The 25818-nt window shown below is 56.1% G+C and carries 24 protein-coding genes and 1 tRNA gene; 8 read left to right on the top strand and 17 right to left on the bottom strand.

Annotation, left to right across the window (positions count from 1 at the left end):
- Positions 1-19: 19 nt before the first annotated feature.
- Genes RCCS2_RS12200 through RCCS2_RS12225 form a run of 6 tightly spaced genes read right to left on the bottom strand, consistent with a single transcriptional unit; the run spans position 20 to position 4703 of the window.
- The gene (locus RCCS2_RS12200) at positions 20-1192 is read right to left on the bottom strand and encodes a molybdopterin molybdotransferase MoeA (RefSeq protein WP_008234626.1); all 1173 of its coding nucleotides are present in this window, start codon (positions 1190-1192) and stop codon (positions 20-22) included.
- Positions 1189-1665 carry a cyclic pyranopterin monophosphate synthase MoaC gene (gene moaC / locus RCCS2_RS12205; protein WP_008234628.1) on the bottom strand — a complete coding sequence of 159 codons (477 nt, stop codon included), beginning with the start codon at positions 1663-1665 and terminating at the stop codon, positions 1189-1191. Before moaC ends, RCCS2_RS12200 begins: the two co-directional genes overlap by 4 nt.
- Positions 1665-2471: an indole-3-glycerol phosphate synthase TrpC gene (gene trpC, locus RCCS2_RS12210; RefSeq protein WP_008234631.1), complete on the bottom strand. Its 807-nt coding sequence runs from the start codon at positions 2469-2471 to the stop codon at positions 1665-1667. Before trpC ends, moaC begins: the two co-directional genes overlap by 1 nt.
- Complete coding sequence (locus RCCS2_RS12215; protein WP_008234633.1) at positions 2468-3109, bottom strand: uracil-DNA glycosylase; 642 nt, start codon at positions 3107-3109, stop codon at positions 2468-2470. The genes trpC and RCCS2_RS12215 overlap by 4 nt, the downstream gene beginning before the upstream one ends.
- Complete coding sequence (trpD, locus tag RCCS2_RS12220; RefSeq protein ID WP_008234635.1) at positions 3109-4125, bottom strand: anthranilate phosphoribosyltransferase; 1017 nt, start codon at positions 4123-4125, stop codon at positions 3109-3111. The genes RCCS2_RS12215 and trpD overlap by 1 nt, the downstream gene beginning before the upstream one ends.
- A complete protein-coding gene (locus RCCS2_RS12225; RefSeq protein ID WP_037294086.1) occupies positions 4122-4703 on the bottom strand; it encodes an anthranilate synthase component II in 582 nt (193 codons plus the stop codon). The genes trpD and RCCS2_RS12225 overlap by 4 nt, the downstream gene beginning before the upstream one ends.
- A 124-nt stretch (positions 4704-4827) precedes the next feature.
- On the opposite strand from RCCS2_RS12225, the gene RCCS2_RS12230 reads away from it, so the two are divergent.
- The gene (locus RCCS2_RS12230) at positions 4828-6420 is read left to right on the top strand and encodes a divergent polysaccharide deacetylase family protein (RefSeq protein ID WP_008234648.1); all 1593 of its coding nucleotides are present in this window, start codon (positions 4828-4830) and stop codon (positions 6418-6420) included.
- A gap of 6 nt (positions 6421-6426) precedes the next feature.
- Here RCCS2_RS12230 and trpE read toward each other — a convergent pair whose 3' ends face one another.
- From trpE to fabI, 5 genes are all read right to left on the bottom strand, one after another.
- On the bottom strand, positions 6427-7935 hold the full coding sequence (gene trpE / locus RCCS2_RS12235) for an anthranilate synthase component I (protein WP_008234650.1): 1509 nt from the start codon (positions 7933-7935) through the stop codon (positions 6427-6429).
- Between the two features lie 8 nt (positions 7936-7943).
- Positions 7944-9782 carry a peptidylprolyl isomerase gene (locus tag RCCS2_RS12240; RefSeq protein WP_008234652.1) on the bottom strand — a complete coding sequence of 613 codons (1839 nt, stop codon included), beginning with the start codon at positions 9780-9782 and terminating at the stop codon, positions 7944-7946.
- A 63-nt stretch (positions 9783-9845) separates the two neighbouring features.
- Positions 9846-11021 carry an aminotransferase gene (locus tag RCCS2_RS12245; protein WP_008234654.1) on the bottom strand — a complete coding sequence of 392 codons (1176 nt, stop codon included), beginning with the start codon at positions 11019-11021 and terminating at the stop codon, positions 9846-9848.
- Between the two features lie 82 nt (positions 11022-11103).
- A complete protein-coding gene (gpt, locus tag RCCS2_RS12250; RefSeq protein WP_008234656.1) occupies positions 11104-11607 on the bottom strand; it encodes a xanthine phosphoribosyltransferase in 504 nt (167 codons plus the stop codon).
- 13 nt (positions 11608-11620) lie between these two features.
- Positions 11621-12427, bottom strand: a complete 807-nt coding sequence (gene fabI / locus RCCS2_RS12255) for an enoyl-ACP reductase FabI (protein WP_037294171.1) — start codon at positions 12425-12427, stop codon at positions 11621-11623.
- 153 nt (positions 12428-12580) lie between these two features.
- Between fabI and pdxH the strand changes: the two genes are divergently transcribed.
- From pdxH to RCCS2_RS12275, 4 genes are all read left to right on the top strand, one after another.
- Positions 12581-13186, top strand: a complete 606-nt coding sequence (pdxH, locus tag RCCS2_RS12260) for a pyridoxamine 5'-phosphate oxidase (RefSeq protein ID WP_008234660.1) — start codon at positions 12581-12583, stop codon at positions 13184-13186.
- Positions 13187-13299: 113 nt separating this feature from the next.
- The gene (locus RCCS2_RS12265; RefSeq protein WP_037294173.1) at positions 13300-13827 is read left to right on the top strand and encodes a cold-shock protein; all 528 of its coding nucleotides are present in this window, start codon (positions 13300-13302) and stop codon (positions 13825-13827) included.
- Positions 13824-14300, top strand: coding sequence for a DUF192 domain-containing protein (locus RCCS2_RS12270; RefSeq protein WP_008234662.1), 477 nt, complete (start codon positions 13824-13826; stop codon positions 14298-14300). Before RCCS2_RS12265 ends, RCCS2_RS12270 begins: the two co-directional genes overlap by 4 nt.
- A gap of 44 nt (positions 14301-14344) precedes the next feature.
- A tRNA-Pro gene (locus RCCS2_RS12275) sits at positions 14345-14421 on the top strand.
- A 56-nt stretch (positions 14422-14477) separates the two neighbouring features.
- Here the strand turns inward: RCCS2_RS12275 and RCCS2_RS12280 are convergent.
- The gene (locus RCCS2_RS12280) at positions 14478-15476 is read right to left on the bottom strand and encodes a glycosyltransferase family 2 protein (RefSeq protein ID WP_083791188.1); all 999 of its coding nucleotides are present in this window, start codon (positions 15474-15476) and stop codon (positions 14478-14480) included.
- A gap of 42 nt (positions 15477-15518) precedes the next feature.
- Positions 15519-15749, bottom strand: coding sequence for a hypothetical protein (locus RCCS2_RS12285; protein ID WP_008234664.1), 231 nt, complete (start codon positions 15747-15749; stop codon positions 15519-15521).
- An 833-nt stretch (positions 15750-16582) separates the two neighbouring features.
- Between RCCS2_RS12285 and RCCS2_RS12295 the strand changes: the two genes are divergently transcribed.
- From RCCS2_RS12295 to RCCS2_RS12305, 3 genes are all read left to right on the top strand, one after another.
- Positions 16583-20239, top strand: a complete 3657-nt coding sequence (locus tag RCCS2_RS12295) for a vitamin B12-dependent ribonucleotide reductase (RefSeq protein WP_008234666.1) — start codon at positions 16583-16585, stop codon at positions 20237-20239.
- A gap of 201 nt (positions 20240-20440) precedes the next feature.
- Positions 20441-20725, top strand: a complete 285-nt coding sequence (locus RCCS2_RS12300) for a hypothetical protein (protein WP_008234667.1) — start codon at positions 20441-20443, stop codon at positions 20723-20725.
- 228 nt (positions 20726-20953) lie between these two features.
- On the top strand, positions 20954-22870 hold the full coding sequence (locus tag RCCS2_RS12305; RefSeq protein WP_008234668.1) for a cation:proton antiporter domain-containing protein: 1917 nt from the start codon (positions 20954-20956) through the stop codon (positions 22868-22870).
- Here RCCS2_RS12305 and RCCS2_RS12310 read toward each other — a convergent pair.
- From RCCS2_RS12310 to eno, 4 genes are read right to left on the bottom strand one after another with little or no spacing between them, the layout of a single operon-like run.
- Positions 22867-23286, bottom strand: a complete 420-nt coding sequence (locus tag RCCS2_RS12310) for a cupin domain-containing protein (RefSeq protein WP_037294177.1) — start codon at positions 23284-23286, stop codon at positions 22867-22869. The genes RCCS2_RS12305 and RCCS2_RS12310 overlap by 4 nt on opposite strands.
- Positions 23287-23311: 25 nt before the next feature.
- On the bottom strand, positions 23312-23935 hold the full coding sequence (locus RCCS2_RS12315) for a DUF7002 family protein (protein WP_008234673.1): 624 nt from the start codon (positions 23933-23935) through the stop codon (positions 23312-23314).
- Positions 23928-24536 carry a GNAT family N-acetyltransferase gene (locus tag RCCS2_RS12320; RefSeq protein WP_008234674.1) on the bottom strand — a complete coding sequence of 203 codons (609 nt, stop codon included), beginning with the start codon at positions 24534-24536 and terminating at the stop codon, positions 23928-23930. Before RCCS2_RS12320 ends, RCCS2_RS12315 begins: the two co-directional genes overlap by 8 nt.
- Complete coding sequence (gene eno / locus RCCS2_RS12325; RefSeq protein WP_008234678.1) at positions 24533-25810, bottom strand: phosphopyruvate hydratase; 1278 nt, start codon at positions 25808-25810, stop codon at positions 24533-24535. Before eno ends, RCCS2_RS12320 begins: the two co-directional genes overlap by 4 nt.
- Between the last annotated feature and the right edge of the window lie 8 nt (positions 25811-25818).

The raw sequence follows: 25818 nt of genomic DNA on the forward strand, positions 1-25818 counted from the left end.
GGTGACGGGCCGCAGACAGTCAAAGGCGGATGATTTCGATCGGGTCCCCTGTCTTGCGTGCCGGATCATTGACCGGGCGCACGGCGAGGCAGTTTGCCTGTGCAAAAACAGTAAGCAGGGCACTGTCTTGACGGTCAAAGATCGTGACGCCATCGGCGTCTATTCTGGCGCGCATATAGTGTTCGCGCGGGCCGTTTTCTGGGGCGTCCTGCGCCAGTGTTAAGGTTTCACGCAGGGCAGCAGCAGTGCCAAGCCCCAGCAACTTGCGGATCACAGGGGCCAGAAAGATATGCCCACAAACCATGGCTGAGACCGGGTTACCGGGAAGACCAATCATTGCCGCATTGCCCATACGCCCGGCCATCAAAGGTTTGCCTGGACGCATGGCAACTTTGTAGAACGACCGGTCCATGCCTTTGGACTGTGCGACGTCGCCCACAAGATCATGGTCGCCGACGGATGCGCCACCAATCGTAACGATCAGATCAGCGTCAGCCGCCAGATCGAAGGCAAGATCCAGTGACGGTTTGGTGTCACGGGCAATTGGCAGCAGGCGCGCCTCTGCGCCCAGCGATTGCACAAGGGCGGCAAGCCCATAACTGTTTGACGCGATAATCTGATCATCTGCCGGGGTTTCGCCCGGCTGCACCAATTCATCCCCTGTTGCGATGATCGCAATGACGGGGCGGCGGGTGACAGGAACGGCTGCGATATTCATGGCGGCAAGCAAGGCGATATCAGCGGGTGAAAGCAGGCGCGGGGCCTTGATAGTGTCGCCGGTTTTGAAATCGGCACCAGCGGGGCGCACATGCGGTTTGTCGTTGGTGCTGTCGTCCAGCGTGATCACATCACCTTCGCGGGTGACGTTTTCCTGAATGATCACATAGTCGGTGCCATCGGGCAGGGGTGCGCCAGTGAAGATACGCACGGCTTGCGATGGGCCGACCGTGCCGGACCATTTGTGGCCAGCTGCTGCTTCGCCAATCACGCCAAAGGTCTGGCCCGCTTTGATGGTCTGCGCGTTCACCGCGTAGCCATCCATCGCTGATGCGGCGAATGGGGGCTGGTTGCGGGTTGCGGTGACATCGCGCGCCAGAACCCGGCCATTGGCCTGAGTGAGGGGGACATCTTCGGTCTCAAGCGGTGAGACGAGAGCGAAAAGCTGATCCAACGCCTCTGCAACAGTGATCATGGGTTCTCGAACCGACCAGATTTGCCGCCATCCTTGAAGGTCAGGCGAATAGCGCCGATTTCCATATCTTTTTGCACGGCTTTGACCATGTCGTACACGGTCAGGGCGGCGATGCTGACGGCAGTCAGGGCTTCCATCTCAACCCCGGTTTGACCGCCGGTTTTGACTGTGGCGGTGATGCGGATGCCGGGCAGCGTTTCGTCTGGTGTCAGGTCCAGCGCAACTTTGGTGACAGGCAGCGGATGACAAAGGGGGATTAATCCGGCGGTCTTCTTGGCCCCCATAATGCCTGCAATCCGCGCAATACCCAGAACGTCGCCTTTGTCGGCGCGGCCTTCGGTGATCAGGGCCAGCGTTTCCACTGTCATCGTGACGGCCCCTTCGGCGATTGCCGTGCGCGCTGTAACGGGCTTGTCAGAGACATCGACCATATACGCCTTACCGTCACTGTCGAAATGCGAAAGGCCCGCCATCACATCATCCCTGTGGCAGGGTTTGCCAAAAGGGTGCGCGTGGCGGCGGCGACATCGTCCTGCCGCATCAGGCTTTCACCGATCAGGAAGGTGCGCGCGCCGTAGCGGGCCATATCGGCCAGTTCCTCGGGCGTGTTCAGCCCACTTTCACAGACAATCATGCGGTCGGCGGGCACCAGTTTGGATAGGGTGCGGGTGGTGTCCAACGTGGTGTCAAAGGTTTTCAGATTGCGGTTGTTGATCCCCATCAGCGGTGATTGCAGCGCTGTTGCGCGTTCAAGCTCTGCGGCATCATGCACCTCGATCAACACATCCATGCCCCATGACATGGCGGCATCTTCAAGCTCTTGCGCTTGCGCGTCACTGACGCTGGCCATGATGATCAGGATGCAATCGGCATGCAGCGCGCGAGCTTCGGCCACTTGATAGGTGTCATACATGAAATCTTTGCGCAGGGCCGGCAAATCAACGGCAGAGCGGGCGGCGGTCAGATAACTGTCGTCGCCCTGAAACGATGGGCCGTCGGTAAGCACGGACAGGCAGGTGGCACCACCTTCGGCATATGCTTCGGCCAAGGCGGGCGGGTCAAAATCGGCGCGGATCAGACCCTTGGATGGGCTGGCCTTCTTGATCTCGGCGATCAGACCATAGCCTTCACGCGCGGCGTCAGCGAGCTTTGCTGCAAAACCACGGGGCGGTGGTGCCGCTGTCGCGCGGGCTTCGACCTCGTCCAGTGGAACGGCAGCTTTGCGGCTTGCGACCTCTTCCAGCTTGTAGGTTTTGATCTTTTCCAGAATATCGCTCATGGGTCCGCCCAGTTGATTGGCTCTTGGCCTTGATCAATAAGCCACTGGTCCACCTTTGAAAATGGGCGCGATCCGAAAAACCCACGATGGGCCGACAGCGGGGATGGGTGGGCAGACGCGAGCACCAGATGATGCGCTGCCAAATGTTTGGCATAACCCTGCGCCGGGCCACCCCATAGGATAAAGGCGCGGGGGCGGTCGTTAAGGTGTTCCAGCACCTGCTGCACCAGCGTGGACCAACCAAGTTTGGCATGTGCTTTCGGTTGGCCCGGCGGCACGGTCAGTGCGGTGTTCAGCAGCAGGACGCCTTGATCTGCCCAATCCTGCAGGGCTGTCCGGGTACGTCTTTGGCCGATATCGGTTTCAATCTCTTTGAAAATATTGCCAAGACTATCGAGCCTGCCACCAAAATTCGCGGGGATGGAAAAGGCAAGACCATCCGCTTTACCCGGCGTATGATAGGGATCTTGGCCAAGGATCACGACGCGCGTCGCATGCGGTTGGGTGCGTACCAAGGCCGCAAAGGTCAGTGACGGCGGTGGGAGGATATCGCTGGACATGTCGCTTGCGATCCGTGGCAAATCCTTGGCGAAGAACGGCAAATCCGCCCAGTCGCCCAATCCTGAGACATCAAACATCAGACTGCGGATGTGATGCGGGCAAGTGCTGCGACAGCTTGTTTTGCTTTCCCGCTGTCGATGCTGGCGCGTGCCATTTCGGCACCGCCCTTAAGATCATCTACCTTGTCAGCAACCACCAAAGCCGCCGCCGCGTTCAGAAGAACAGCATCGCGGTACGCCCCTTGGGCGCCATCCAGCAGGGCAGACATGGCAGTGGCGTTTTCGTCCGGTGTCCCACCAAGGATGTCGCGAAAATTATGTTCAGGCAGACCTGCGTCCTCGGGGTGGATTTCGCGCGAAATGATCTTGTCATTCTCAAGCACGGCGACGGCTGTCGGACCGCAAACCGTGATCTCATCCGTGCCATCGCTGCCATGGACCAACCATGCTTTTTCAGTGCCAAGCTGTTGCAGCGTTTCTGCCATGGGGAAGATCAGGTCTGGGGCAAAAGCCCCTGTTAGCTGACGCTTTACGCCAGCAGGATTAGTCAATGGTCCCAATATGTTAAAGATCGTTTTTGATCCTAATTCAATCCGGACCGGGCCAACATGCTTCATCGCCGGATGATGCATCGGGGCCATCATGAACCCGATGCCTGCTTCTGCAATCGCTTTCTCGACCACTTCTGGTCCAACCATCACGTTGATGCCCAGTGCAGCTTGCACATCAGCGGTGCCGGATTTGGATGACAGATTGCGGTTGCCGTGTTTGGCGACAGGAACGCCTGCACCCGCGACAACAAAGGCGGTGGCGGTCGAGATATTGAGCGTGTGTTTGCCATCTCCGCCGGTACCGACGATATCCATCGCGCCGGCGGGCGCTTTGACTGGCACGCAATGGGCGCGCATCACGGCGGCGGCGGCGGCATATTCAGCTACAGATTCGCCGCGTGCCCGCAATGCCATCAGGAAACCACCCATTTGGGCAGGGGTGGCAGCCCCATCGAACAAATACCCAAAGGCCTGCTCCGCTTGGGCGCGCGACAACGGGCCTTCAGAGGCTGCAAAGATCAGGGGTTTCATCGCGTCGCTCATGCGGGCACCTTTGTCATCTTGAGGAAATTCTGTAGCAACTGATGGCCATGTTCCGACCGAATGCTTTCAGGGTGGAATTGCACGCCATGTATCGGCAGTTCGCGGTGTTGCAGACCCATAATGGTGCCATCTTCCAGCTCACCGGTGATTTCCAGGCAGTCTGGCAGCGTTTCACGCTCGACGATCAGTGAATGGTAACGGGTTGCGTCAAACGGGCTGGGCAGACCTGCAAACAACCCTTTGCCGGTGTGCTGCATCGCGCCCATCTTGCCATGGACAATTTCATGACAGCGCACGACATTGCCGCCGAAAGCTTCACCAATGGCCTGATGGCCCAAACAGACACCCATCAGCGGCAGTTTCGTTTCAGCCGCGGCTTGCACCAATGCCAGACAGATACCCGCCTGTGAGGGGTCGCAGGGCCCCGGTGACAACATGATCGCGTCGGGGCGCATGGCCATTGCGTCTTGGACATTCAGCGCATCATTGCGCCTGACCACGACGTCTGCACCCAATTCGCCCAGATAATGCACAAGGTTATAGGTAAAGCTGTCATAGTTATCGATTAAAAGCAGCATGGTGATTTCCCGCGCAAGTGGCAAAAAAAGGGCTACCGCATCCCACCAAGAGAGCGGTATAAGCCCGCCATACATGGGCCGGGACGCAAGGTGGCGTCAAGGTCGAAGAAAAGGGTTTGGGCAGATGAAGGGCGTCTTGCAAGGTAGTCTTTGGGGTGTGGTGTTGGGCGTGTCTGGCTTGAGCATCGCGTCGCTGATGGGTGAACAACCGAACTTTGCGCAAGGGCCAGCCGCACCGCAACTATCGGTGCCTGCGCTGGATACTGTCACGCCGGGACCAGCGGTTGCATTTGATGCCAGCAGTGATGAAACGCCACAATTTGTGCCTGCCGCACCTTTGGACGATGCCACGGACGTTGCAGGGTCAGCGCCACAAGTGTCGACAGAACCTGCCGCTTTGCCGCAGACAGCTGATATTGCAGCCGCGATTGAAGTGCCCGAAACGCAGGCGGATGTGGCGCTTGGCAGTCGCATTGACGCGCCAGCGGTGCCGCGTGTGGAAACGGCTTTGATGCCTCCACCGGCGGAAAGTGAGGCCCCCACAGTTGATACAGCACCCGCAGAGGTACAGCCGACACCGCCTGAGACATCAACAGCGACTGACGAGGTGGCCGAGGCAGAGCAGACGACAACAGAAGACTTGGTCGCACAGGATACCGATGTTGTTTCAGCTGAAGACGCGTCTGCCCCGGACCCAACCGCCGTGCCAGAGGTCGTCGAGGAGGAGACAGCCGCAGACATAGTCGCGCCAGTTGTGGATACCGCTGAAAGCAACGAAGCTGTCGTTGAGGTGGAACCGGCCCCGGATGCAGGCGAAAGCGAGACAGTCGTTGCGCAAGATGCCGTGCGCCCAGCTGGGGTGCCAGAGACGACCACTGATGTTGCCGAAGAAAATACATCACAGCAGGGAACGGCAATCGTGGCGGATGCGCTGCCGCCGACAAATACGGCCGTGCGCATTAATCGACCTGGCACGACCGAAGAAGAGCCACAGCCGGAAATCGCGGAGCCTGCGGCGGTTGATGAAATTGCCGACGACGCCCCGGCCTTGCTGCGATATGGTGTTCCCTTTGATCCGGCCGAGGCGACCGCGTTGATTTCGGTCATTCTGATTGATGATGGTCAGATGGCAGACGCCCCCGCTGCCGTGGCGGAGCTTGGGTTTGTTGCGACCGTGGCGGTCAACGCCCTTTCTTCTGTCTCAACTGATTTGGCGGCAGATTATCGTGCCGCCGGGGTAGAGGTCGCGATGCAAGCGGAACTGCCGCCCGGTGCGCAACCGACCGATGTTGAAGTCGCGTTTGAGGCCGCACGGGGGCTTGTGCCCGAGGTTGCAATGCTCTTTTCCGACGGCACCGGTGCCATGCAAGACCGGGCGGTGACGGCGCAGGTGATGGAAATTCTTGCCTCGGATGGGTATGGGTTTGTGACTGTGCAGCGGGGGCTAAGCAATGCTGCACGGGCTGCTGATCAGGCTGGCGTGTCAGCCGCAACGATTGAGCGCGACATTGACGGAGCAGGCGAGGATCAACGCATGATCCTGCGTGCGCTTGATCAGGCCGCCTTTCGTGCGCGCCAGACCGGAACGGCAGTCTTGCTGGGGCGCGTGACGCCAGAAACGCTCGCAGCGTTACGCGACTGGGCCGCTGATATTGATCGCGAGACGTTAGAGATTGCGCCGGTATCTGCGGTGCTTTTGCGCACGCAGCAAGGTTAAAGGCAGTTAATTTCCGCTGCTACGAAACATCGTGGCATCTGCCGCGGCTTTACGGATCGCGTTCGATTTATGGACCGTTTCCTGATACTCAGCCTCTGGATCGCTGTCGTAGACAACGCCGCCACCGGCCTGAATATATAGCTTTTCGTCCTGCAAAACGGCAGTGCGCAACGCGATACACATATCCATGTCGCCATTGGCGCTGAAATATCCGCAACCGCCGCCATAAACGCCACGCTTTTCAGGTTCCAGCTCGTCGATAATCTCCATTGCGCGCACCTTGGGGGCGCCTGACACCGTTCCGGCGGGCATCCCAGCAAAGAAAGCGCTAAGCGCGTCTTGGTCGTCAGCCAATTCCCCCACAACGTTCGAGACGATGTGCATGACGTGGCTGTAGCGCTCGACGATAAACTGTTCGGTCGGACGCACTGTGCCGATTTTGCTGACCTTGCCGGTGTCATTGCGGCCCAGATCCAGCAACATCAGATGTTCTGCCAATTCTTTCTCGTCTGCCATCAGATCAGCTTCGTTGGCGTTGTCTTCTGCGGGTGTGGCACCGCGCGGGCGTGTACCTGCAATCGGGCGAATGGTGACTTCGTCACCAAAAACACGCACCAGAATTTCGGGGCTGGCCCCAATGACCTGAAAACCGCCAAAGTTGAAGAAAAACATAAACGGCGACGGGTTCGTGCGGCGCAGTGACCGATAAAGCGCGAAGGGTGGTTCGCGAAACTCTTGTGTCCAGCGCTGTGACGGGACGACCTGAAAGATATCACCGGCCTTGATATAGTTTTTGGCCTGTTCGACCGCATCCAGATAGGCATCATGGGCAAAGTTCGACACAGGCGGGACCACAGGGGCAGGCTCTGCCAGATCGCGCGCTTCGCTGGGCATGGGGCGTTCCAGTGCGCGCTGCGCATCCATGACGCGTTCAGCGGCTTGGGCGTAGGCCGCGCGCGCCGACAGGCCAGAGTTCACGTAGGCAGGGGCGACAAGAATAACATCGCCCTTCACACCATCCAGAACCGCCACAACAGACGGGCGCAGCATCATTGCATCAGGCAGGCCCAAGGGATCAGGGTTCACATCCGGCAAATGTTCGACCAGCCGGATCATATCGTACCCCAGATAGCCAAAAAGCCCGGCCGAGGCGGCAGGCAGATCGCCGGGTAAATCAATGCGCGATTCGGCAAGCAAGGCGCGCAGCGCAGTGAGCGGATCATCATCCATCGGCTCAAACGCGGTTTCGTCAAACCGGGTAGAGCGGTTGACCCGCGACGCAGTGCCCCGGCATTCCCAGATCAAATCCGGGTTCATGCCCACGATGGAATAGCGGCCGCGCACTTCGCCGCCGGTTACACTTTCCAGCATGAAGGCATTTTTGCCAGCGCCAGACAGTTTCAGCATCAAGGACACCGGTGTGTCCAGATCAGCGGCGATCCGAGTATAGACAATTTGATTGCCGCCCGCGTCATACCCTTGGGCGAAACTGTCGTAATCGGGCAAAAGAGCCATAGATCCGCCTATTGCAGCTGCGCGTTGACCGCGTCGATGGTTTGCTGGTTCAGGCGCTGTTCTGTGCGCTGCTGCAACTCTGTTGCATAGGCATCAAATATGTCTTGGGCGATACCAGCGCGGGTATTTTCCGCGACAGCATCACGCTGCGCAATGACCGCTTCGTCAGAAAGGTCGGGGGCCGCGATATCATCAAGGCGGACGATCAGCGCACGGTTTTCGGCGTCCAGAACGCGCACGTCACCAACCGCCATTTCAAAGACCTGATCGTTAAAGCTGGGTGGCGTACCTTCCAGAAAGGTGCGGCGGGTCAGGTTTTCTTCCACAATGGGGTCCAGCCCAAGGGTGTCAAAGCCCGTCAACGGCAAGATATCAGCGGATATTTCTTCCGCTTTTGCCATAATGGCGTCTTGCTGTGCCTGGGCCTGCCACGCGGCGGCAAGCGCATCACGGACATCTTCGATCGGTTGCAATGTCGGCGGCACGATACCATCCAGCGATAGCGCAAAGATACCGCCATCGGCCAAATCAAACACTTCCGGGAACTGCGCGTCCTGAACGGCGGCAGCCTCACGGCGGAAGGCATCATATGCGGCAATGCCGTCGGTGTTATCGGGTGTCCAGTTGATGGTGCCAAGACGCATATCTGTACGCTCTGCCAGATCGGCCATGGTGGCCCCACCGGCCAGCAAGTCGATAATCGGATCGGCGCTGCTATTGATAAATTCGCGCGCGGCGTCAGTGGCCAGTTCATCGCGCAATCTGGGTGCGGCTTCTTCCAACGGGATTTCTTGCGCGGCCAGCACAGCGTTCATCCGGAAAAGTGCAGGGCCAAGCGGCGAATTGAACGGGCCGACAACTGTGCCTGTTTCAGCGGCGAACACAGCCTCGCCTGCGCTGCCGAGGTCGTCTTGACTGACATCGCCAAGATCAATGTCGGTCAGGCGCAGGCCGCGTTCGGCGACAAGATCTTCAAAGGTGGCTTCACCGGCGTTGACACGGGCCATCGCATCAGCCGCGCGATCCTGACTGAGGTAGACCAGTCGTTCCACCAAACGGCGTTCAGGCTGAACGAATTCGGCGATGCGCTGGTTATAAAGCTGTTCGACCGCTGCATCGGCCACAACCATATCGTCAATTATCATGTTCGGCGTGAGCCAGACATAAGTAATATCGCGGCTTTCAGGCAGGGTGAATTCAGCCGGGTTAGCGTCATAATATTCTTGTTGTGCGGCTTCGGTCGCACCGGGCACAGGCGCTGTCAGATCGCCGGCGTCCACAACGGCCCACGTAATGCTGCGGGTTTCGCTGATGAATTGGACCAGCGCATCGGCATAGGCATCCGGGGCAGGGACCCCGCTGACAACGGCACCTTGCAGCAAGGTACGTGCGGTTTCTTCGCGAATACCGTTTTCGAACTCGGCGGCAGTCTGCCCCGATTGCTGCAATGATAGACGATAGGTTTCGCGGTTAAATCCACCTGCACCCTGAAAAGAAGGGATCGTCTGCAAGCGATCAAAGACGCGTTCATCCCCGACCGAGATACCAAGTTCGCTTGCTTCATTATCAAGCGTGCGCAAGAGGACGACTTGGCTTAGGGCGACCTGATCAATTCCAAAAGCCTGTGCCTGCTGAAAGGAAATCTGCTGGCCAAACTGCGCCGACAGGGCGCGTATCTGTTCATTCAATGCGCGTTGATAGGACACGACTGTCACGTCTTTGTCGCCCACGGTGCCGATATTGCGGATATTGCCGCTGAGCCCGCCTGTGCCAAAGCCTGCAAGACCCAAAAGGATCACGCCGACGATGATCCACGCGCCATAACGTGGTTTCTTTTTCTCTGCCATGTGCTGACCGCTCCACCCGCTGGTTTGCGCCTGAATACGCAGGCAGACGCAGGGGTGCAAGTGTTAGAGTTCGAGCGATGACAGCCTGTTGAAAAGCGTCTCGACACCGGCGCGGTCGATGTTGGCAAAGGCGATGCGCAATTGGCGTTCACCGCCGGGCAGGTCAGATGGCATGAACATGGTGCCGGGCAAGAGAAGAACACCCGCTTCGCGCACCAATAGCGGGGCCAGATCAGCCGATGACATGGCGAAAGGATGTTGGACATAGGCGAAATAGGCGCCACATCCCAGCAAATTCCACCCCTTGTCTGCAAGTAGATGAAAGTTGTCTTCAATCGCAGCGCGCCGGTCGAGGATTTCAAGACGCTCACCAGCCAGCCAATCGCCCAGATTTTGCATGCCCCAAAGGGCCGCGCGTTGTCCCAATTGACTGGGGCAAATCGTGACGGTATCGAGAAACTTTTCAATCTCGGCCAATCGCGCCGTTCCTGCGACCACGGCGCCAACGCGGTGACCTGTTAGCCGGTAAGCCTTTGAAAAGGAATAAAGTTGGATCAGCGTGTCGTCCCAATTGGAATCGGCAAAAAGGTCATGTGGCGCGCCGGTGCGGCTGTCAAAGTCGCGGTAGGTTTCGTCAACAATCAACGCGATGCCATGCGCGCGGGCCAGATCGCGGAAGGCGCTGAGTGTCTCTGCCGGATATTCCACCCCGCACGGGTTGTTGGGGCTGACCAAAGCAATGGCGCGGGTCTTTTCGGTGATCAGTTTGGCGCAGTCCGTGGCGTTGGGGATCATCCCTTTGCCTGTCATTAAAGGCACAGTTCTGACGCCTGACATATCCAACCACATGCGATGGTTAAAGTAGTAGGGCACAGGGATGATGACGTCATCACCTTCGGCGCAAAGCGTTGCGATTGCGGCGGCAAACGCTTGGTTGCAGCCCGACGTGATGGCGACCTGATCGGCAGTGACAGTGCCGCCATAGCTGACCGTCCATTGTGCCGCCACTTCAGCGCGCAAGTCTGGCAAGCCAAGAACAGGGCCATAAAGATGCGCCTCTGCATCATGCATGACAATCTGCGCCATCGCTTCGCGCATGCGGGTGGGGGGTGGATCGACCGGCGCGGCCTGACTGACATTCAGCAAGGGGCGATCGGCTGGATGCGTGACACCGTCCAACCAGCGCCGCGCTTCCATCACCGGTGGCGCGAAAGTGGCTGTGGTGCGCGACTGGTTCATAGCGTTATCCAAAAGGAGCGGCTGCGCCGCATTCTATTTTTAGGTGCCTCCGGCGGAGGTATTTTTGAACATGAGAAGGGGATTAGTCCTTGCCGCGGTAAGGTTCGACATATTGCAGCGCCATGTCCCAAGGGAAGAAGATCCATGTGTCTTGGCTGACCTCGGTGATGAACGTGTCGACCTGTGGGCGGCCCTTTGGTTTGGCATAGACTGTTGCGAAATGGGCATTGGGGTATAATTCGCGCACCAATTCCAGTGTTTTGCCACTGTCGACCAGATCATCAATGATCAGGATGCCGGTGCCATCACCCATCAGATCCGCATCAGGGGCTTTCAGTACCTTCGCTTCGGACCGGTCCTGATGATCATAGCTTTTGACGCTGATGGTATCGACGGTGCGGATATCCATCTCGCGTGCTGCAATCATGGCAGGGGCCATCCCGCCGCGGGTGATTGCAACAACAGCTTTCCACGCGCCATTGTCAGGCCCTTGCCCGTCAAGTCGCCACGCAAGCGCGCGGCTGTCGCGATGGATTTGATCCCAACTGATGTGAAACCCTTTTTCATGCGGAAGACGATCTGTCATGACTGTGGCGTCCTTATTCCTTGGTGATATCGGGTGCGTCGACCGCTTTCATGCCGACAACATGATAACCAGCATCGACATGCAGAACTTCGCCTGTGACCGCGCTGCCGAGGTCAGACAGCAGATACAGGGCGGAATTCCCCACCTCTTCTTGTGTCACCGTGCGGCGCAGTGGCGAGTTGTATTCGTTCCACTTCATGATCAGTCGAAAATCGCCAATGCCAGAGGCGGCAAGCGTCTTGATCGTGCCAGCGCTGATAGCATTGACGCGAATCTTATCCTTGCCCAAATCTTCGGCCAGATACCGGACGGATGCTTCAAGTGCCGCTTTGGCTACACCCATGACATTATAGTGTGGCATGACCTTTTCGGCGCCATAATATGTCAGTGTCAGGCAGGATCCGCCATCGGTCATCATCTTTTCGGCGCGCTGCACGACGGCCGTGAAAGAATAAACCGAGATATCCATCGAGGTCAGAAAGTTGCCGCGTGTTGTGTCAACATAGCGACCCCGCAGTTCACTTTTGTCTGAAAAACCAATGGCATGGACGATGAAGTCCAACTTGCCCCAGCGCGCCTCCAGCCCCGAAAACAGCGCGTCAATCGAGCTTTCATCGCCCACATCGCAAGGCAGAACAATATCCGATCCGACCGACTCTGCCAGCGGGCCAACACGTTTTTTAAGTGCCTCACCCTGATAGGAAAATGCCAGCTCTGCGCCGGCGTCAGCACAGGCCTTTGCGATCCCCCAGGCGATTGACTTGTCATTGGCAAGCCCCATGATCAGGCCGCGTTTGCCCTTCATAAGATCAGATGTCATCGCTTGCATTCCTTTGTTGTTTGGCCATCGGCATGTTGCCGGTTTAGGCGATTGCTTGCGATGCGGCAAGTATCTGAACAAAGACGCAAAATGCTTGCCACTGTGCAGGTTTACTCTTAGCTTGCAGGAGGGGGTTTTGATTAGGGATCAGACATGTCTGACCGTGACGGTATTTTTGCGGGCTCTGACCCGTTTACTATTGCCCAGCAATGGCTTGATGATGCGAGCCGTACTGAACCTAATGATCCTAACGCGATTGCGTTGTCTTCAGTCGATGCGGATGGCATGCCCAACGTGCGTATGGTACTCCTCAAAGATATTGAGATGGACGCTTTTGTTTTCTACACTAATTATGACAGCAGGAAGGGGCAAGAAATCGCCCAGTCTGGCAAAGCTGCATTTGTTCTGCATTGGAAATCACTTGCCAGACAGATACGAGTGCGGGGACTGGCCTCGAAAGAGGATGGTCCAATCGCCGATGCCTATTACAAATCCCGGTCACTCAAGAGCAGGATTGGCGCATGGGCATCGCAGCAATCACAGCCGTTGACGTCGCGTGCGACCTTGATGGCAGATGTAGCTAAAGTAACAGTACAAAAAGGTGCGGACCCCGAACGGCCACCTTTTTGGGGCGGTTTCCGGATTGTGCCTCTGGAGATTGAGTTTTGGTCTGACGGCGCATTTCGTTTGCACGACCGGTTTCGGTGGTCGCGTAGTGAAGTTGATCAAGATTGGGAGGTCATGCGTCTCTCACCTTAAATCCCTCGGGACAGGGAAGAGGAAGAGAGTAAATGGACCTACTATCGAGATCTCGCGATGAGACAACAATGGATAGCGACGCTGAGGGTGCCGCTGTTCAAAAGGAATACAAGATGGAAACGCACGACGCCGGCACTCAACGTCAAGTGCTTGGACAGGTAAAATGGTTTGATCCCACGAAGGGATTTGGTTTTGTCGTCTCTGAGGAGGGTGGGCCAGATATTTTGCTGCACGCCAACGTTCTTCGGAATTATGGGCAGGGGTCTGTTGTAGACGGCTCTGCTATTTCAATCATGGTGCAAGATACGCAGCGGGGCTTGCAGGCCACTGAAGTGCTTTCCATCACCCCACCTGAAACCGAAGAAAGCCTGCCGCTGCGCGATATGGTCGAATTTTCGCCGGAAGATATCGCCAGCAAGCCGATTGAGCCTGCGCGGGTGAAGTGGTTTGACAAGGCGAAAGGCTTTGGCTTTGCTAATGTGTTTGGCAACAATGAAGATGTGTTTGTGCATGTTGAGGTGTTGCGCCGGTCAGGTCTGTCTGACCTGCAATCAGGCGAAGCGATTGGTATTCGCATGGTTGACGGCGAACGCGGGCGCATGGCGATCGAGGTGATCGGCTGGGAGGCCGCGGCCAAGTGAAGCTTGCCCTGCTTGCGTGCAGCTTGATGTGTCTGGCGCAACCGCTTTGGGCGGTTTGCGCTGATGACAAGCTGACCGTGCAGGGTGATTTCGGGCAGGCGACATTTTCAATCGATGTGGCTGATGATCCGCAGGAACGGGCCCAAGGGCTGATGTTTGTCGAAGAGCTACCGACGTTGTCAGGCATGCTCTTTGTGTATGAGCGACCACAAAGTGTGAGTTTCTGGATGAAGAACACACTTATCCCGCTTGATCTGATCTTTGCAGCGCCCGATGGTGAGATCTTGCGCATCCACGAAAACGCCATACCCGGCGATTTGACCCCGATCCCCGGTGGAGAAGGGGTGCAGATGGTGCTTGAGATCAACGGCGGGCTAGCGGCACGCCTGGGTCTGTCAGAAGGTGCCGTTATGCAGCATCCCAGCTTTGGTGCGGACGCTATTTTGCCTTGCGATGAAAAGACTGACAGTTAGGGCTTTTCAAATCAGTTTGGTGCGTTTAGAGACACGCCATGGTCCGGGGCGTAGCGCAGCCTGGTAGCGCATCTGTTTTGGGAACAGAGGGTCGGGAGTTCGAATCTCTCCGCCCCGACCATTTAGACGAAATCCAGAAGATATATATGAGTGACATCACGTGTTTGTTTTGGTGGCCTAGCGTGCACTCGTCCGGTCAGCGTTGACCCCTGAACCGTAGATTGGTGTATGCAAACCAAATAGGTAATGAAAGACAGCAAGCGCGCGTGCCCAGCTCAGAATGCCCTTGCCGATAAAAACGCGGCCATTGGGTTGTCCCGTCAGTCGGCGCATGATGCCATACAGAACAAAACCTGTCCCAAAGATGGCAAAGCGATTTGTTAAAGTTAACATGCGCATCGCATTACGAGCCCGGCTTCCGCGATATCCGGCTTTGGCTTGCATCGCTGCGACCTGATACCGCGATACCTGATCCATCATTCGCCGTTTGAAATAGTATCGCAGGGATGTGCGCGTGCCTTCGCTTACTTCTGTCGCTATCGCATACGGCCATTTCACAGCCTTCAGGCCATACGCATATTTTGCCCGCAACATCAGTTCAAAGTCCTCGCCGCCGATCTGGTTCATTTCCCCCGCAAACCGTAAACCGGGCCCAAACTTTGGATCAAAGACAGTATTTTGCATAGCAAAATTTGCGGTGGAATGAACAACGGTCATCTCACCGGCGGGTGTCTGGGGAACCTGCAGTTGTTCAAGGTACGGCGTCGTATCGGGAGAATATACAATTTTTTTGGCCGCAACGATAATTGGCGCATCCAAGGTTTCAATGCCAATGATGAACTGTTTCAGCCAGTCCTTTGCGACGGTTTCATCGTCATCTACGCCGATCAGCCATTCCACGTTTGCATCTGTTGCAGCGTCTAGCACCCTGTTTCGCGCGTTGACGAGGCCGGCTTGCGGTTCGTGGATCAGCAGTATGGGAAACTTTGGAGCAAGGTTGATAACATCATCAGACACAGTCGGCGCATCGTTATTATCGACGATAATGATTGTGACGTCGAAATTTGAAGGTTGGGGTTGTTCCCAAATACTCTCCAAAAGGCGACGCAGCAGCGCGTTGCGCTGCCGCGTACATATTCCGATTGCGATAAGAGGTTTTCTTAAATGTGACGTCACATCAAATTCGAAACACTTTGCGCAAGTTGTAAGCCAATCGTTTTAGGTAGGCTCACTACCATCGTCGTCATCATCGTCGTCAGCCAGAACAGCGACGCCGATCAGAACAGCGATGATTGCCGCTGGGATAACCCAAGCTGGAACGCTTGACTCTGCTTCGACAGGATCTGCCATAACTGGCACTGTTTCTGTGATGGCATCAGCCAAACCACCGGCGTAGGCGGAAACGCCTGCGACGATAAGTGCGCCAAGTATGACCCAAAATTTCTTCATTGGTATTCTCCAATTCACTATTTGTTTTACGTACTAAGGTTGCCAAACCAAAAAATTTGCCGCCCCCTTAACCTTCAAAACAGCACTCGGTTCGTGCAGTCAACAAAAACTAAGCGAAAAACCGCGACGTAGGGTCAATTTGTGCGGTTTGGACGACGAAAAGACCGAAATTAAAGGATAAACTTGGCAGAAGACGTCAAGGCGTGGCACATCATATCGTGCTGTAACGGCACTACATGGCAGCTACGATCTGACGTTACTCATGCCGCAGGTTGTGAGATTGGTTTCATTTTCGCTGATTGCGGGATCGTGACTGTTGAGGGTTGTGATAAACTGGCAACGTGATTCCTGACGATGCCGACGATCGCTTTGACACGTCAGAAGAACCACGCTCCGCTATCGCCGGTGTTGAAGTATCGGCTGAACCATTTCAGCTAAGTTTGCGAAGTTGAACGCTTTCTTTTCGATGGGAAAGAACGGCCCATTGTGGACAACTATGTGCGTGAATCACCTGACCCGATCACGGCCCATGTCCCGGCTGACACGTCAACTGAATAAATCCATATTTTGTGTTAAAAATCCGTTGACCCACGAGGGCTAGATGCGTCACGTTGTGCGGGCCGGCGACCACGACACAATATGTGGTAGCGGTAAGGGGACAGTTCAGCAGGCGGGCGCGCAATACATCGTGCTCAATCACGAACGTCTGATCGTTGATCAGGCTGATGTTCGTGATCTTAAAATGAACAGAGTTCTTGCGTTTTTTTCGCCGTGACAGCGGCAGTGTTGAGACAAATGCCGCAACGTCGGCGCATAAAATATGGGGCAGACCAATGAAAATTGACCGCAGTTTTACCAAAGCCAAGACAGGCGCTTATGGAGAGCTTGAATTCAAATCGACAACATCAGAGATTCGAAACCCTGATGGCACGATAGTTTTCAAACTCGACAACTGCGAGATCCCGGCAGGCTGGAGCCAAGTAGCCTCGGACGTTATTGCACAGAAGTATTTCCGCAAAGCCGGTGTGCCTTCTGAAGTGAAGCGCGTGAAAGAAAAGGGTGTGCCTGAATTTCTTTGGCGCTCAGAGCCAGCTAAGGGTGCGACCTTTGGTGGTGAGACATCTGCCAAGCAAGTTTTTGATCGTCTGGCGGGTGCATGGACATATTGGGGCTGGAAGGGTGGCTACTTTACAACCGAAGCTGACGCCAAAGCCTATTTTGACGAGATGCGCTATATGCTGGCGACGCAACGCGCTGCCCCCAACAGCCCACAGTGGTTCAACACCGGGCTGCACTGGGCCTACGGCATTGATGGCCCGGCACAGGGTCACTTCTACGTGGATTACCAAAGCGGTGAGCTGACAAAATCAACGTCGTCTTACGAGCATCCACAGCCGCACGCGTGTTTTATCCAATCCGTTGGCGACGATCTGGTCAACGAAGGCGGGATCATGGATCTTTGGGTTCGTGAAGCACGTCTGTTCAAATACGGCTCTGGCACAGGCACAAACTTTTCCTCCCTGCGTGGTGACGGCGAAGCCTTGTCCGGTGGTGGTAAATCATCTGGCCTGATGGGTTTCCTGAAAATCGGTGACCGCGCCGCCGGTGCCATCAAATCGGGCGGCACAACACGCCGTGCGGCCAAGATGGTGATCGTTGACGCGGATCACCCTGATATCGAAGAATTCATCAACTGGAAGGTCATCGAAGAGCAGAAAGTGGCGTCCATCGTCGCGGGTTCCAAGATGCACGCGCGTTACCTGAACGCGATCTTTGCGGCAATCAAATCGTGGGACGGCGAAGAAGTATCCGCCTATGATCCAAAGACAAACGAAACGCTGGCATCTGCTGTGAAGGACGCCAAAAAGTCCGCTATTCCAGAAACTTATATCAAGCGCGTGCTGGACTACGCAAAGCAGGGTTATTCCAGCATTGAATTCCCGACATACGACACAGACTGGGATTCTGAGGCTTATTCATCTGTCTCTGGCCAAAACTCCAATAACTCCATTCGCGTCACGGATGCGTTCTTGAAGGCCGTCGAAGACGACGCCGATTGGAAACTGATCAACCGCCGTAACGGTGAAGTTGCCAAGATCATCAAAGCGCGCGAGTTGTGGGAACAAGTCGGCCACGCCGCATGGGCCTGTGCCGATCCGGGCATTCAATACCACGACACCGTCAATGCATGGCACACATGCCCAGAAGACGGCGAAATTCGTGGCTCAAACCCTTGTTCTGAATACATGTTCCTGGATGACACCGCCTGTAACCTTGCGTCCATGAACCTGCTGACGTTCTACAAGGATGGCACATTCCAAGCCGAAGATTACATGCACGCGACACGCTTGTGGACCGTGACGTTGGAAATCTCGGTCATGATGGCGCAATTCCCGTCCAAGGAAATCGCGCAGCGGTCTTATGACTTCCGCACATTGGGTCTGGGCTATGCCAACATCGGCGGTTTGTTGATGAACATGGGGTTCGGCTATGACAGCGATGAAGGCCGCGCGATGGGTGCAGCCTTGACCGCGATCATGTCTGGCGTGTCTTACGCAACCTCCGCCGAAATGGCGGGCGAACTTGGTGCGTTCCCCGGTTACAAGAAGAACAGCAAGCACATGCTGCGCGTGATCAAGAACCACCGTCAGGCGGCCTTGGGCAAGGCAGATGGCTATGACAAGCTGGATGTGAAGCCTGTACCGTTGGACCACGCGAACTGCCCCGATCAGCGTTTGATCGAACTGGCCGTTGGTAGCTGGGATGAAGCGCTGAAGCTGGGTAAAAAGCACGGCTATCGCAACGCGCAGGTCTCTGTCATCGCGCCAACTGGTACCATCGGTCTGGTCATGGATTGCGATACAACAGGGATCGAGCCCGACTTTGCATTGGTGAAGTTTAAGAAACTGGCCGGTGGCGGCTATTTCAAGATTATCAACCAATCTGTCCCAGCGGCCCTTGAAAAACTGGGCTATGGATCGGCGCAGATCGAAGAGATTATCGCCTATGCGGTGGGTCACGGGTCCATCGGGCAGGCGCCTGCAATCAACCACACATCGCTGATCGGGCATGGCTTTGGTCAGGCGGAACTGGATAAGATTGAAGCAGCACTTGCTTCGGCCTTTGATATCCGCTTTGTCTTCAACCAGTGGACGCTGGGCGAGGAGTTCTGCACCAAGACGCTGGGTATTCCTGCCGAAAAGCTGAACGACCCAACCTTTGATCTGCTGCGCCACCTTGGCTATTCCAAGCAGGACATTGATGCGGCCAACGACCACGTTTGCGGTACCATGACGCTGGAAGGTGCGCCGTTCCTGAAGGACGAACACATGACCGTGTTCGACTGCGCCAACCCATGTGGCAAAAAAGGCAAGCGTTATCTGAGCGTTGACAGCCACATCTACATGATGGCCGCGGCACAATCGTTCATCTCTGGTGCGATCTCCAAAACGATCAACATGCCGAATGATGCGACGATTGAGGACTGCCAGAAAGCCTATGAGTTGTCTTGGTCTTTGGGTGTGAAAGCCAACGCGCTTTACCGTGATGGGTCCAAACTATCCCAGCCATTGGCCGCTGCCCTTGTTGAAGATGACGAAGACGCGCAAGAGACATTGGAAACCGGCAACCACCACGAAAAGGCGGCTGTTCTGGCCGAAAAGATCGTCGAAAAGATCATCGTTCAGGAAGTGCGCAATCGTGAGCGCGAAAAGATGCCACAACGGCGCAAAGGCTATACGCAGAAAGCCATCGTTGGGGGCCACAAGGTCTATCTGCGGACCGGCGAGTATGAAGACGGCCAGTTGGGCGAAATCTTCATCGACATGCACAAGGAAGGCGCCGGTTTCCGGGCCATGATGAACAACTTTGCCATCGCGGTATCGGTTGGTCTGCAATACGGCGTGCCGCTGGAAGAGTTCGTGGATGCCTTCACATTTACCAAGTTCGAACCGGCTGGCATGGTGCAAGGCAACGACAGCATCAAGAATGCAACGTCGATCCTTGACTATATCTTCCGCGAATTGGCTGTGTCCTACCTTGACCGGACCGACCTGGCGCACGTCAAGCCAGAGGGTGCCTCCTTCGACAGTGTAGGCCGTGGCGAGGAAGAGGGCGTGTCGAACGTACAGGCCCCGACCGAAAATGCGGCGACCCGGTCATTGGAAGTGCTCAAGCAAATCTCGTCCACCGGTTACCTGCGCAAGCGGATGCCACAGGATTTGGTTGTCTTGCAGGGCGGCATGGGTGCGACAGCACTGGCAGCAGGCACAGATGCGGCGGCTGCGTTGCAAACACTGGTGCCAGAAGTCAGCGTTGTCACCGAAAGCGTCGTCGCAACAGGGACGGCCACAACGATCTCTGCCCGCGACAAAGCCAAAATGCAGGGCTACGAGGGCGATCCTTGCGGTGAATGCGGCAACTACACGCTGGTGCGCAACGGGACGTGCATGAAGTGCAACACCTGTGGCGGCACGTCTGGGTGTAGCTAAGAAATTGAGGGTTGGGGTCAGTGTCCTACCACTGACCCCAGCTTTTCCCGCATCATAGCGCGGTGCGGGCAAGCTATTGCAACCAATTTGGCAGCAGTAGTGAGCAAGACATTGAAACAGTTATTGGATCAATGACGTGCTTTAACATACAGGATTTATCCCCAAGATTTTTGGGTTTCCTGTGAGTAAGTGGAGGCCAGTATGGCTGTCTATTTGGTGGCGTGGAATATAAACAAAGAAGGAACAAAATATAACACTGCGCGAGCTGCTCTAATAAAGCAGATTGAAACGTATACCAACACGCATGACCCGGGTTTGGAATCGGTACGGTTTGTTTCGACCACAAGTTCTGCGAGTGCTGTCAGCGACAAATTGCGCAAGGTTTTAGATGACGACGACCGAATATTTGTAACCAAATTGGTGGCAGGCGGACATGCTGGCTGGCTTCAAAAGTCAGTTTGGTCATGGATTAACGCCCGAATTTAATTTGGAAGTGCATTTCTGATAACAGAGCTTCGGAGCGGGTACGCTCGCTCCGACGCGGATTGGGCCGCAGGCAAATAAACCGAGCGGTACATAATGAGTGAGCCTGATCAGCGAAACTCAGGGGGAACTTCGGTTCCCCCTTTTTTATGTCAGCGGTCAGGGCGTGTTGTTTCGCCTTTCAATGATGGCCGTCGCCGTGCATGATTTTGTAAACGAGGGGACATCACTATGACCGACTTTCTGCTGCTGGCCTTCATTTTTCTGATCGCAGGTGTCATCGCAGTGCCAATTGCCACGCGGTTGGGTCTTGGGTCTGTGCTGGGGTATCTGATCGCAGGTATTGTGATCAGCCCGGTCTTGGCGGTGCTGAATGTTGATGTGATCTCGATCCAGCATTTTGCCGAATTCGGCGTGGTGATGATGCTGTTCCTTGTGGGTTTGGAATTGGAACCCAAACGGCTTTGGGCGATGCGGGGTCAGCTGATTGGGCTGGGTGGCGGGCAGGTCGGGCTGACGGCAGCGGCGATCATGGGGATCGGCATGCTGTTTGGTCTGGGTTGGACGGTGGCATTGGCTGTTGGCCTTATTGCAGCATTAAGTTCCACAGCTATCGTATTGCAAACGCTTAATGAAAAAGGTCTGATGAAAAGCGATGGCGGGCAATCCAGCTTTGCCGTTCTGTTGGCCCAAGACATCGCTGTCATCCCAATGCTGGCGTTGATGCCCCTGATGGCGATGCCAGAACTACTTGATATGGCAGGCGACCTCGCACATGCCACCGATGATCACGGTGATGGCGATCATGGGGCCGGGATGAGCCTTGTTGCCGGTCTGAACGGTTGGCAAACCGCGCTGGTGAACATCGTGGCCATTGCTGCGGTTGTGGGGGCGGGTAGTTTCCTGACACGCCCGATTTTCCGCTTCATCGCCGGGGCAAACCTGCGCGAGCTGTTTACCGCAACTGCGCTGATGATGGTTATTGGGATCGCCCTTTTGATGTCTTTGGTGGGCCTTTCACCCGCCTTGGGCACCTTCCTGGCCGGTGTTGTCTTGGCCAACAGCGAATATCGGCATGAACTGGAATCGGACATTGACCCTTTCAAGGGCTTGTTATTGGGGCTGTTTTTTATGACGGTCGGTGCGGCGATTAATTTCACGCTACTGGCCGACAACCTGATGCTGATCTTGGGCTTGACGGTGATATTGATCGGGGTGAAAGCCGCCGTTCTGGGCATTCTGGCCGTTGTGTTCAAACTGCGCGGCGCGGATCGCTGGCTTTTGGCACTTAGCCTTGCGCAGGCGGGCGAATTTGGCTTTGTGCTGCTGTCATTTTCTGTCAGCAACGCGATTTTGCCGCAACTTCTGGCCGATAAGTTGCTGCTGGTCGTTGCCATTTCGATGATGCTGACCCCGCTTTTATTCATCTTTTACGACCGGGTGATCGTGCCGCGCTATACTGTGGCTGTCGATGACGAAGCAGACGCAATTGAAGAGCAGGGCGAAGTGATTATCGCGGGCGGTGGCCGCATTGGTGGTTTGGTCCGCCGCATTCTGAGTGCTGCTGGCTATAACCTCACCGTGATTGACTATAACGCGCAGCACCTTGAAAATATGCGCCGTTTCGGGGCGCGTATTTACTATGGTGATGCCACGCGTCCTGATTTGTTGCAGGCGGCTGGTCTGCAAAATGCCAAGGTTTTTGTCGCAGCCATTGATGATCGCGACAAGCTGACAGAATTGGTCCGCTATGTGCATACGACCGCGCCGCATGTCCATGTCATTGCGCGCGCCGTGGACAGGCACCATGTCTATGAGCTTTGGGCCGTTGGCTGCCGCGACATCATCCGCGAGACTTATGACAGTTCCTTACGCATGGGTCGTTCGGCACTTGAGGCGCTGAACATTCCCAAGGATCGCGCGCTGATGATGGTGGATGCGTTCAACCGCGCTGATCGGTCTTCGATGATCACGCTTGCCGATGCCTATGATCCCAACATTCCAGTGATGGAGAATGAGGCCTATATCGCCCGCGTACAGGAAATCCTTGGACCACGCGAGGCGGCGATGAATGCCGAGATGATGCAAATCCTGGAAACAGGCGAAATGCCGGAAGAAGATCAGTTCTACGACGGGCCAACCGGCTAGCGCGGAATATCAACACCGGGATCAGCGAGGGTGAAACCGTTGAACTGAAACCCCGGCGATACGGTGCAGCCCACAAGCGTCCAGTCGCCAGTGGTCGCGGCCTTTTGCCAGTGACCTGTCGGAACGATGGCTTGGGGCAATTGGCCGTACGCCAAATCAGGCCCAAGCCTGTGATCCGTTGCAGGCCCTTTAAGCGTTGGTGCCAGCGACAGGATCAATGGCGCACCAGCGTAGTAATGCCAAATCTCAACCGCATCAACTGCGTGCCAATGGCTTTCCTGTCTCGCTTTCAGCAGGAAATAGATACACGTGCCAGTGGCCCGCCCATCATTTTCGGCGATCCATGTCTGGCGATAATACCCGCCCTCTGGATGAGGGGCGAGGTCAAGCTGGGCGATGATATCGTCGGCGGTCATGGTATCCTTTCTGCGCTGTGCGGTGTCAGAGATCAACGCGCAGGTCAGCCAGATCATCCGCGCTGATTGCACCGCGCAATGAGATTTCTTTGACGACATCGGGTGTCTTCACCAAACCACGCGCCTGACGGTTTTTGCGAAAGCTCTGATATCCATCTGTTGCAGGCACGTAAATCCAGTCTCCGCGCAGGGTATTGGCCCCGCCTTGGCGAAAGTTGCCGGTATTGATGGGAGCCAGATCAATCTGACCAGCAAAACGCTCTAAAAACCGCGCGGTGCTGATGTTGATGGTGGCTGTCGCTGTGTCGCTGGCGATGCTTTTTGCAAAGTCGTGGCCCTTGTTGCCGGGCCAGAAAAATACGCGTTCATCCAGTTGCCGCGCCCAATCTTCGCGTGATATCCCATCAAGGCTTTGCCCTTGTTTTACTGTGCCATGCACGATGGGTTTTTGATGGTTCAAAGTGCAGCGCCCAAAGTCGGTTTGTACGACGCGCCGATCCTTGCGCAGCATGATGTCGCTTGCATCCTGATCAGCGCGCGCGGCCAGTTGTGCGGCAGGCATCAACCCGTATTGCCGGATCAGCGGTAGGTTGCTGGCCGGGGTCACATGGACCAGCGTCGGTCCCAAGGCCGTTATCAGATCACTCATTTTGTCCGGCGAATAAGCAGGGGATATGCGGTGCTGTATCACGCGTGTGATGGCCGCTGAGACGTGGGTCAGGAAAAACCTCGACCGTGCGCGCGACCGGGGTGAAGCCGGCCTTGAGGTAGAAGGGCAGTGCTTGCGGTGAATCCAGATGGCAGGTGCAGACGTGAAAACGGGTGATGTCGCGCGCAAAAGCCTCTGACTGTGCCAGCGCCATCATCGGACGCCCAAGCCCTTGTCCTGTAGCATCAGTCACCATCCCGAACAGCACAAGCTCGCAGGTGCCTGCCTCGCGGAAATCAAGCTCGACAAGGCCGATGGCGTCTTGGCCCTTGTAGATGATCCAATAATCAACGTTCGGGTCCGTCAGGGTTGCGATGATGTCGTCATCCGGGTTTGACAGGCCAGATGTCCAAAGCCATGGCGCGCCGATCTTGCGAAAGAGCGCGCGAAACGCATCAAGAGCCAGGTCTTCTTTGCGTGCACTGATGCCGTCTGGAAAGGGCAGGCGCGTTGCCATTGTCGGCGCTGTCATTTCAAGCGTTGTGATCACCGTCGCGATATGGTCCGCAGGCACATCATATTTACCCGCCGAAAGGGTCATCCTTTTAGAACGCTCCGGCCTGCATAAACGGCTGTTTCGCCCAGCAATTCCTCAATCCGGATCAACTGGTTGTACTTCGCCAGCCGGTCAGAGCGGGACAGGGACCCGGTTTTGATTTGCCCGCAGTTGGTAGCAACTGCCAAGTCTGCAATCGTTGCATCCTCAGTCTCACCAGACCGGTGTGACATGACGTTGGTGAACTGCGCACGATGCGCCATATCGACGGCCTGCAACGTCTCTGTCAATGTGCCAATCTGGTTGACCTTCACCAACATGGAGTTGGCAGAGCCTTTGGCGATCCCGTCTGCCAGACGGGTGGGGTTGGTCACGAACAGATCGTCACCGACCAACTGCACCTTGTCACCAATCATATCGGTCAGGGCCTTCCAGCCGTCCCAGTCATCTTCTGACATGCCGTCTTCGATGCTGATGATGGGGTAATCTTCAGCCAGTTTCGCAAGGTAGGCTGCGTTTTCTTCCGACGTTAGCGACACACCTTCGCCCGCCATCTCGTATTTGCCGTTCTTGTAGTATTCTGTCGCTGCACAATCGAGGGCAAGGTAGATATCCTTGCCCGGCGCATAGCCTGCCTTTTTGATCGACGTCATGATAAAATCAAGTGCATCGCGTGTGCTGGCAAGGTTGGGGGCAAAGCCACCCTCATCACCGATGCCAGTGTTGTGGCCTGCGGCAGACAGTTCTTTCTTCAACGTGTGGAACACTTCGGATCCCATGCGCACGGCCTCACGGATGTTGTCCGCACTGACCGGCATGATCATGAATTCCTGAATGTCGATCGGGTTGTCGGCATGCTCGCCACCGTTGATGATGTTCATCATCGGGACGGGCAGGGTGCGCGCAGAGGTGCCACCGATGTAGCGGAACAATGGCTGTGCTGTGAAATCAGCGGCTGCTTTGGCGACGGCCATGGACACGCCCAAGATGGCATTCGCCCCAAGACGACCCTTGTTATGGGTGCCATCCAGTTCAATCATTGCCATGTCGATGGCCACTTGTTCTGTCGCGTCAAAACCTAGGATCGCTTCGGCAATCTCACCGTTTACAGCGGCCACCGCCTCAAGCACGCCTTTGCCCATATAGCGGCCCTTGTCGCCGTCCCGCTTTTCCACGGCCTCATGCGCGCCAGTGGATGCGCCTGATGGTACCGCCGCACGGCCCATTGTGCCGTCTTCCAAGATCACATCCACCTCAACCGTGGGGTTCCCCCGGCTGTCCAGAATTTCGCGGGCGTGAATGTCGATGATCGTGCTCATGGGATGCT

Source organism: Roseobacter sp. CCS2 (assembly GCF_000169435.1).
Classification (GTDB): Bacteria; Pseudomonadota; Alphaproteobacteria; order Rhodobacterales; family Rhodobacteraceae; genus Yoonia.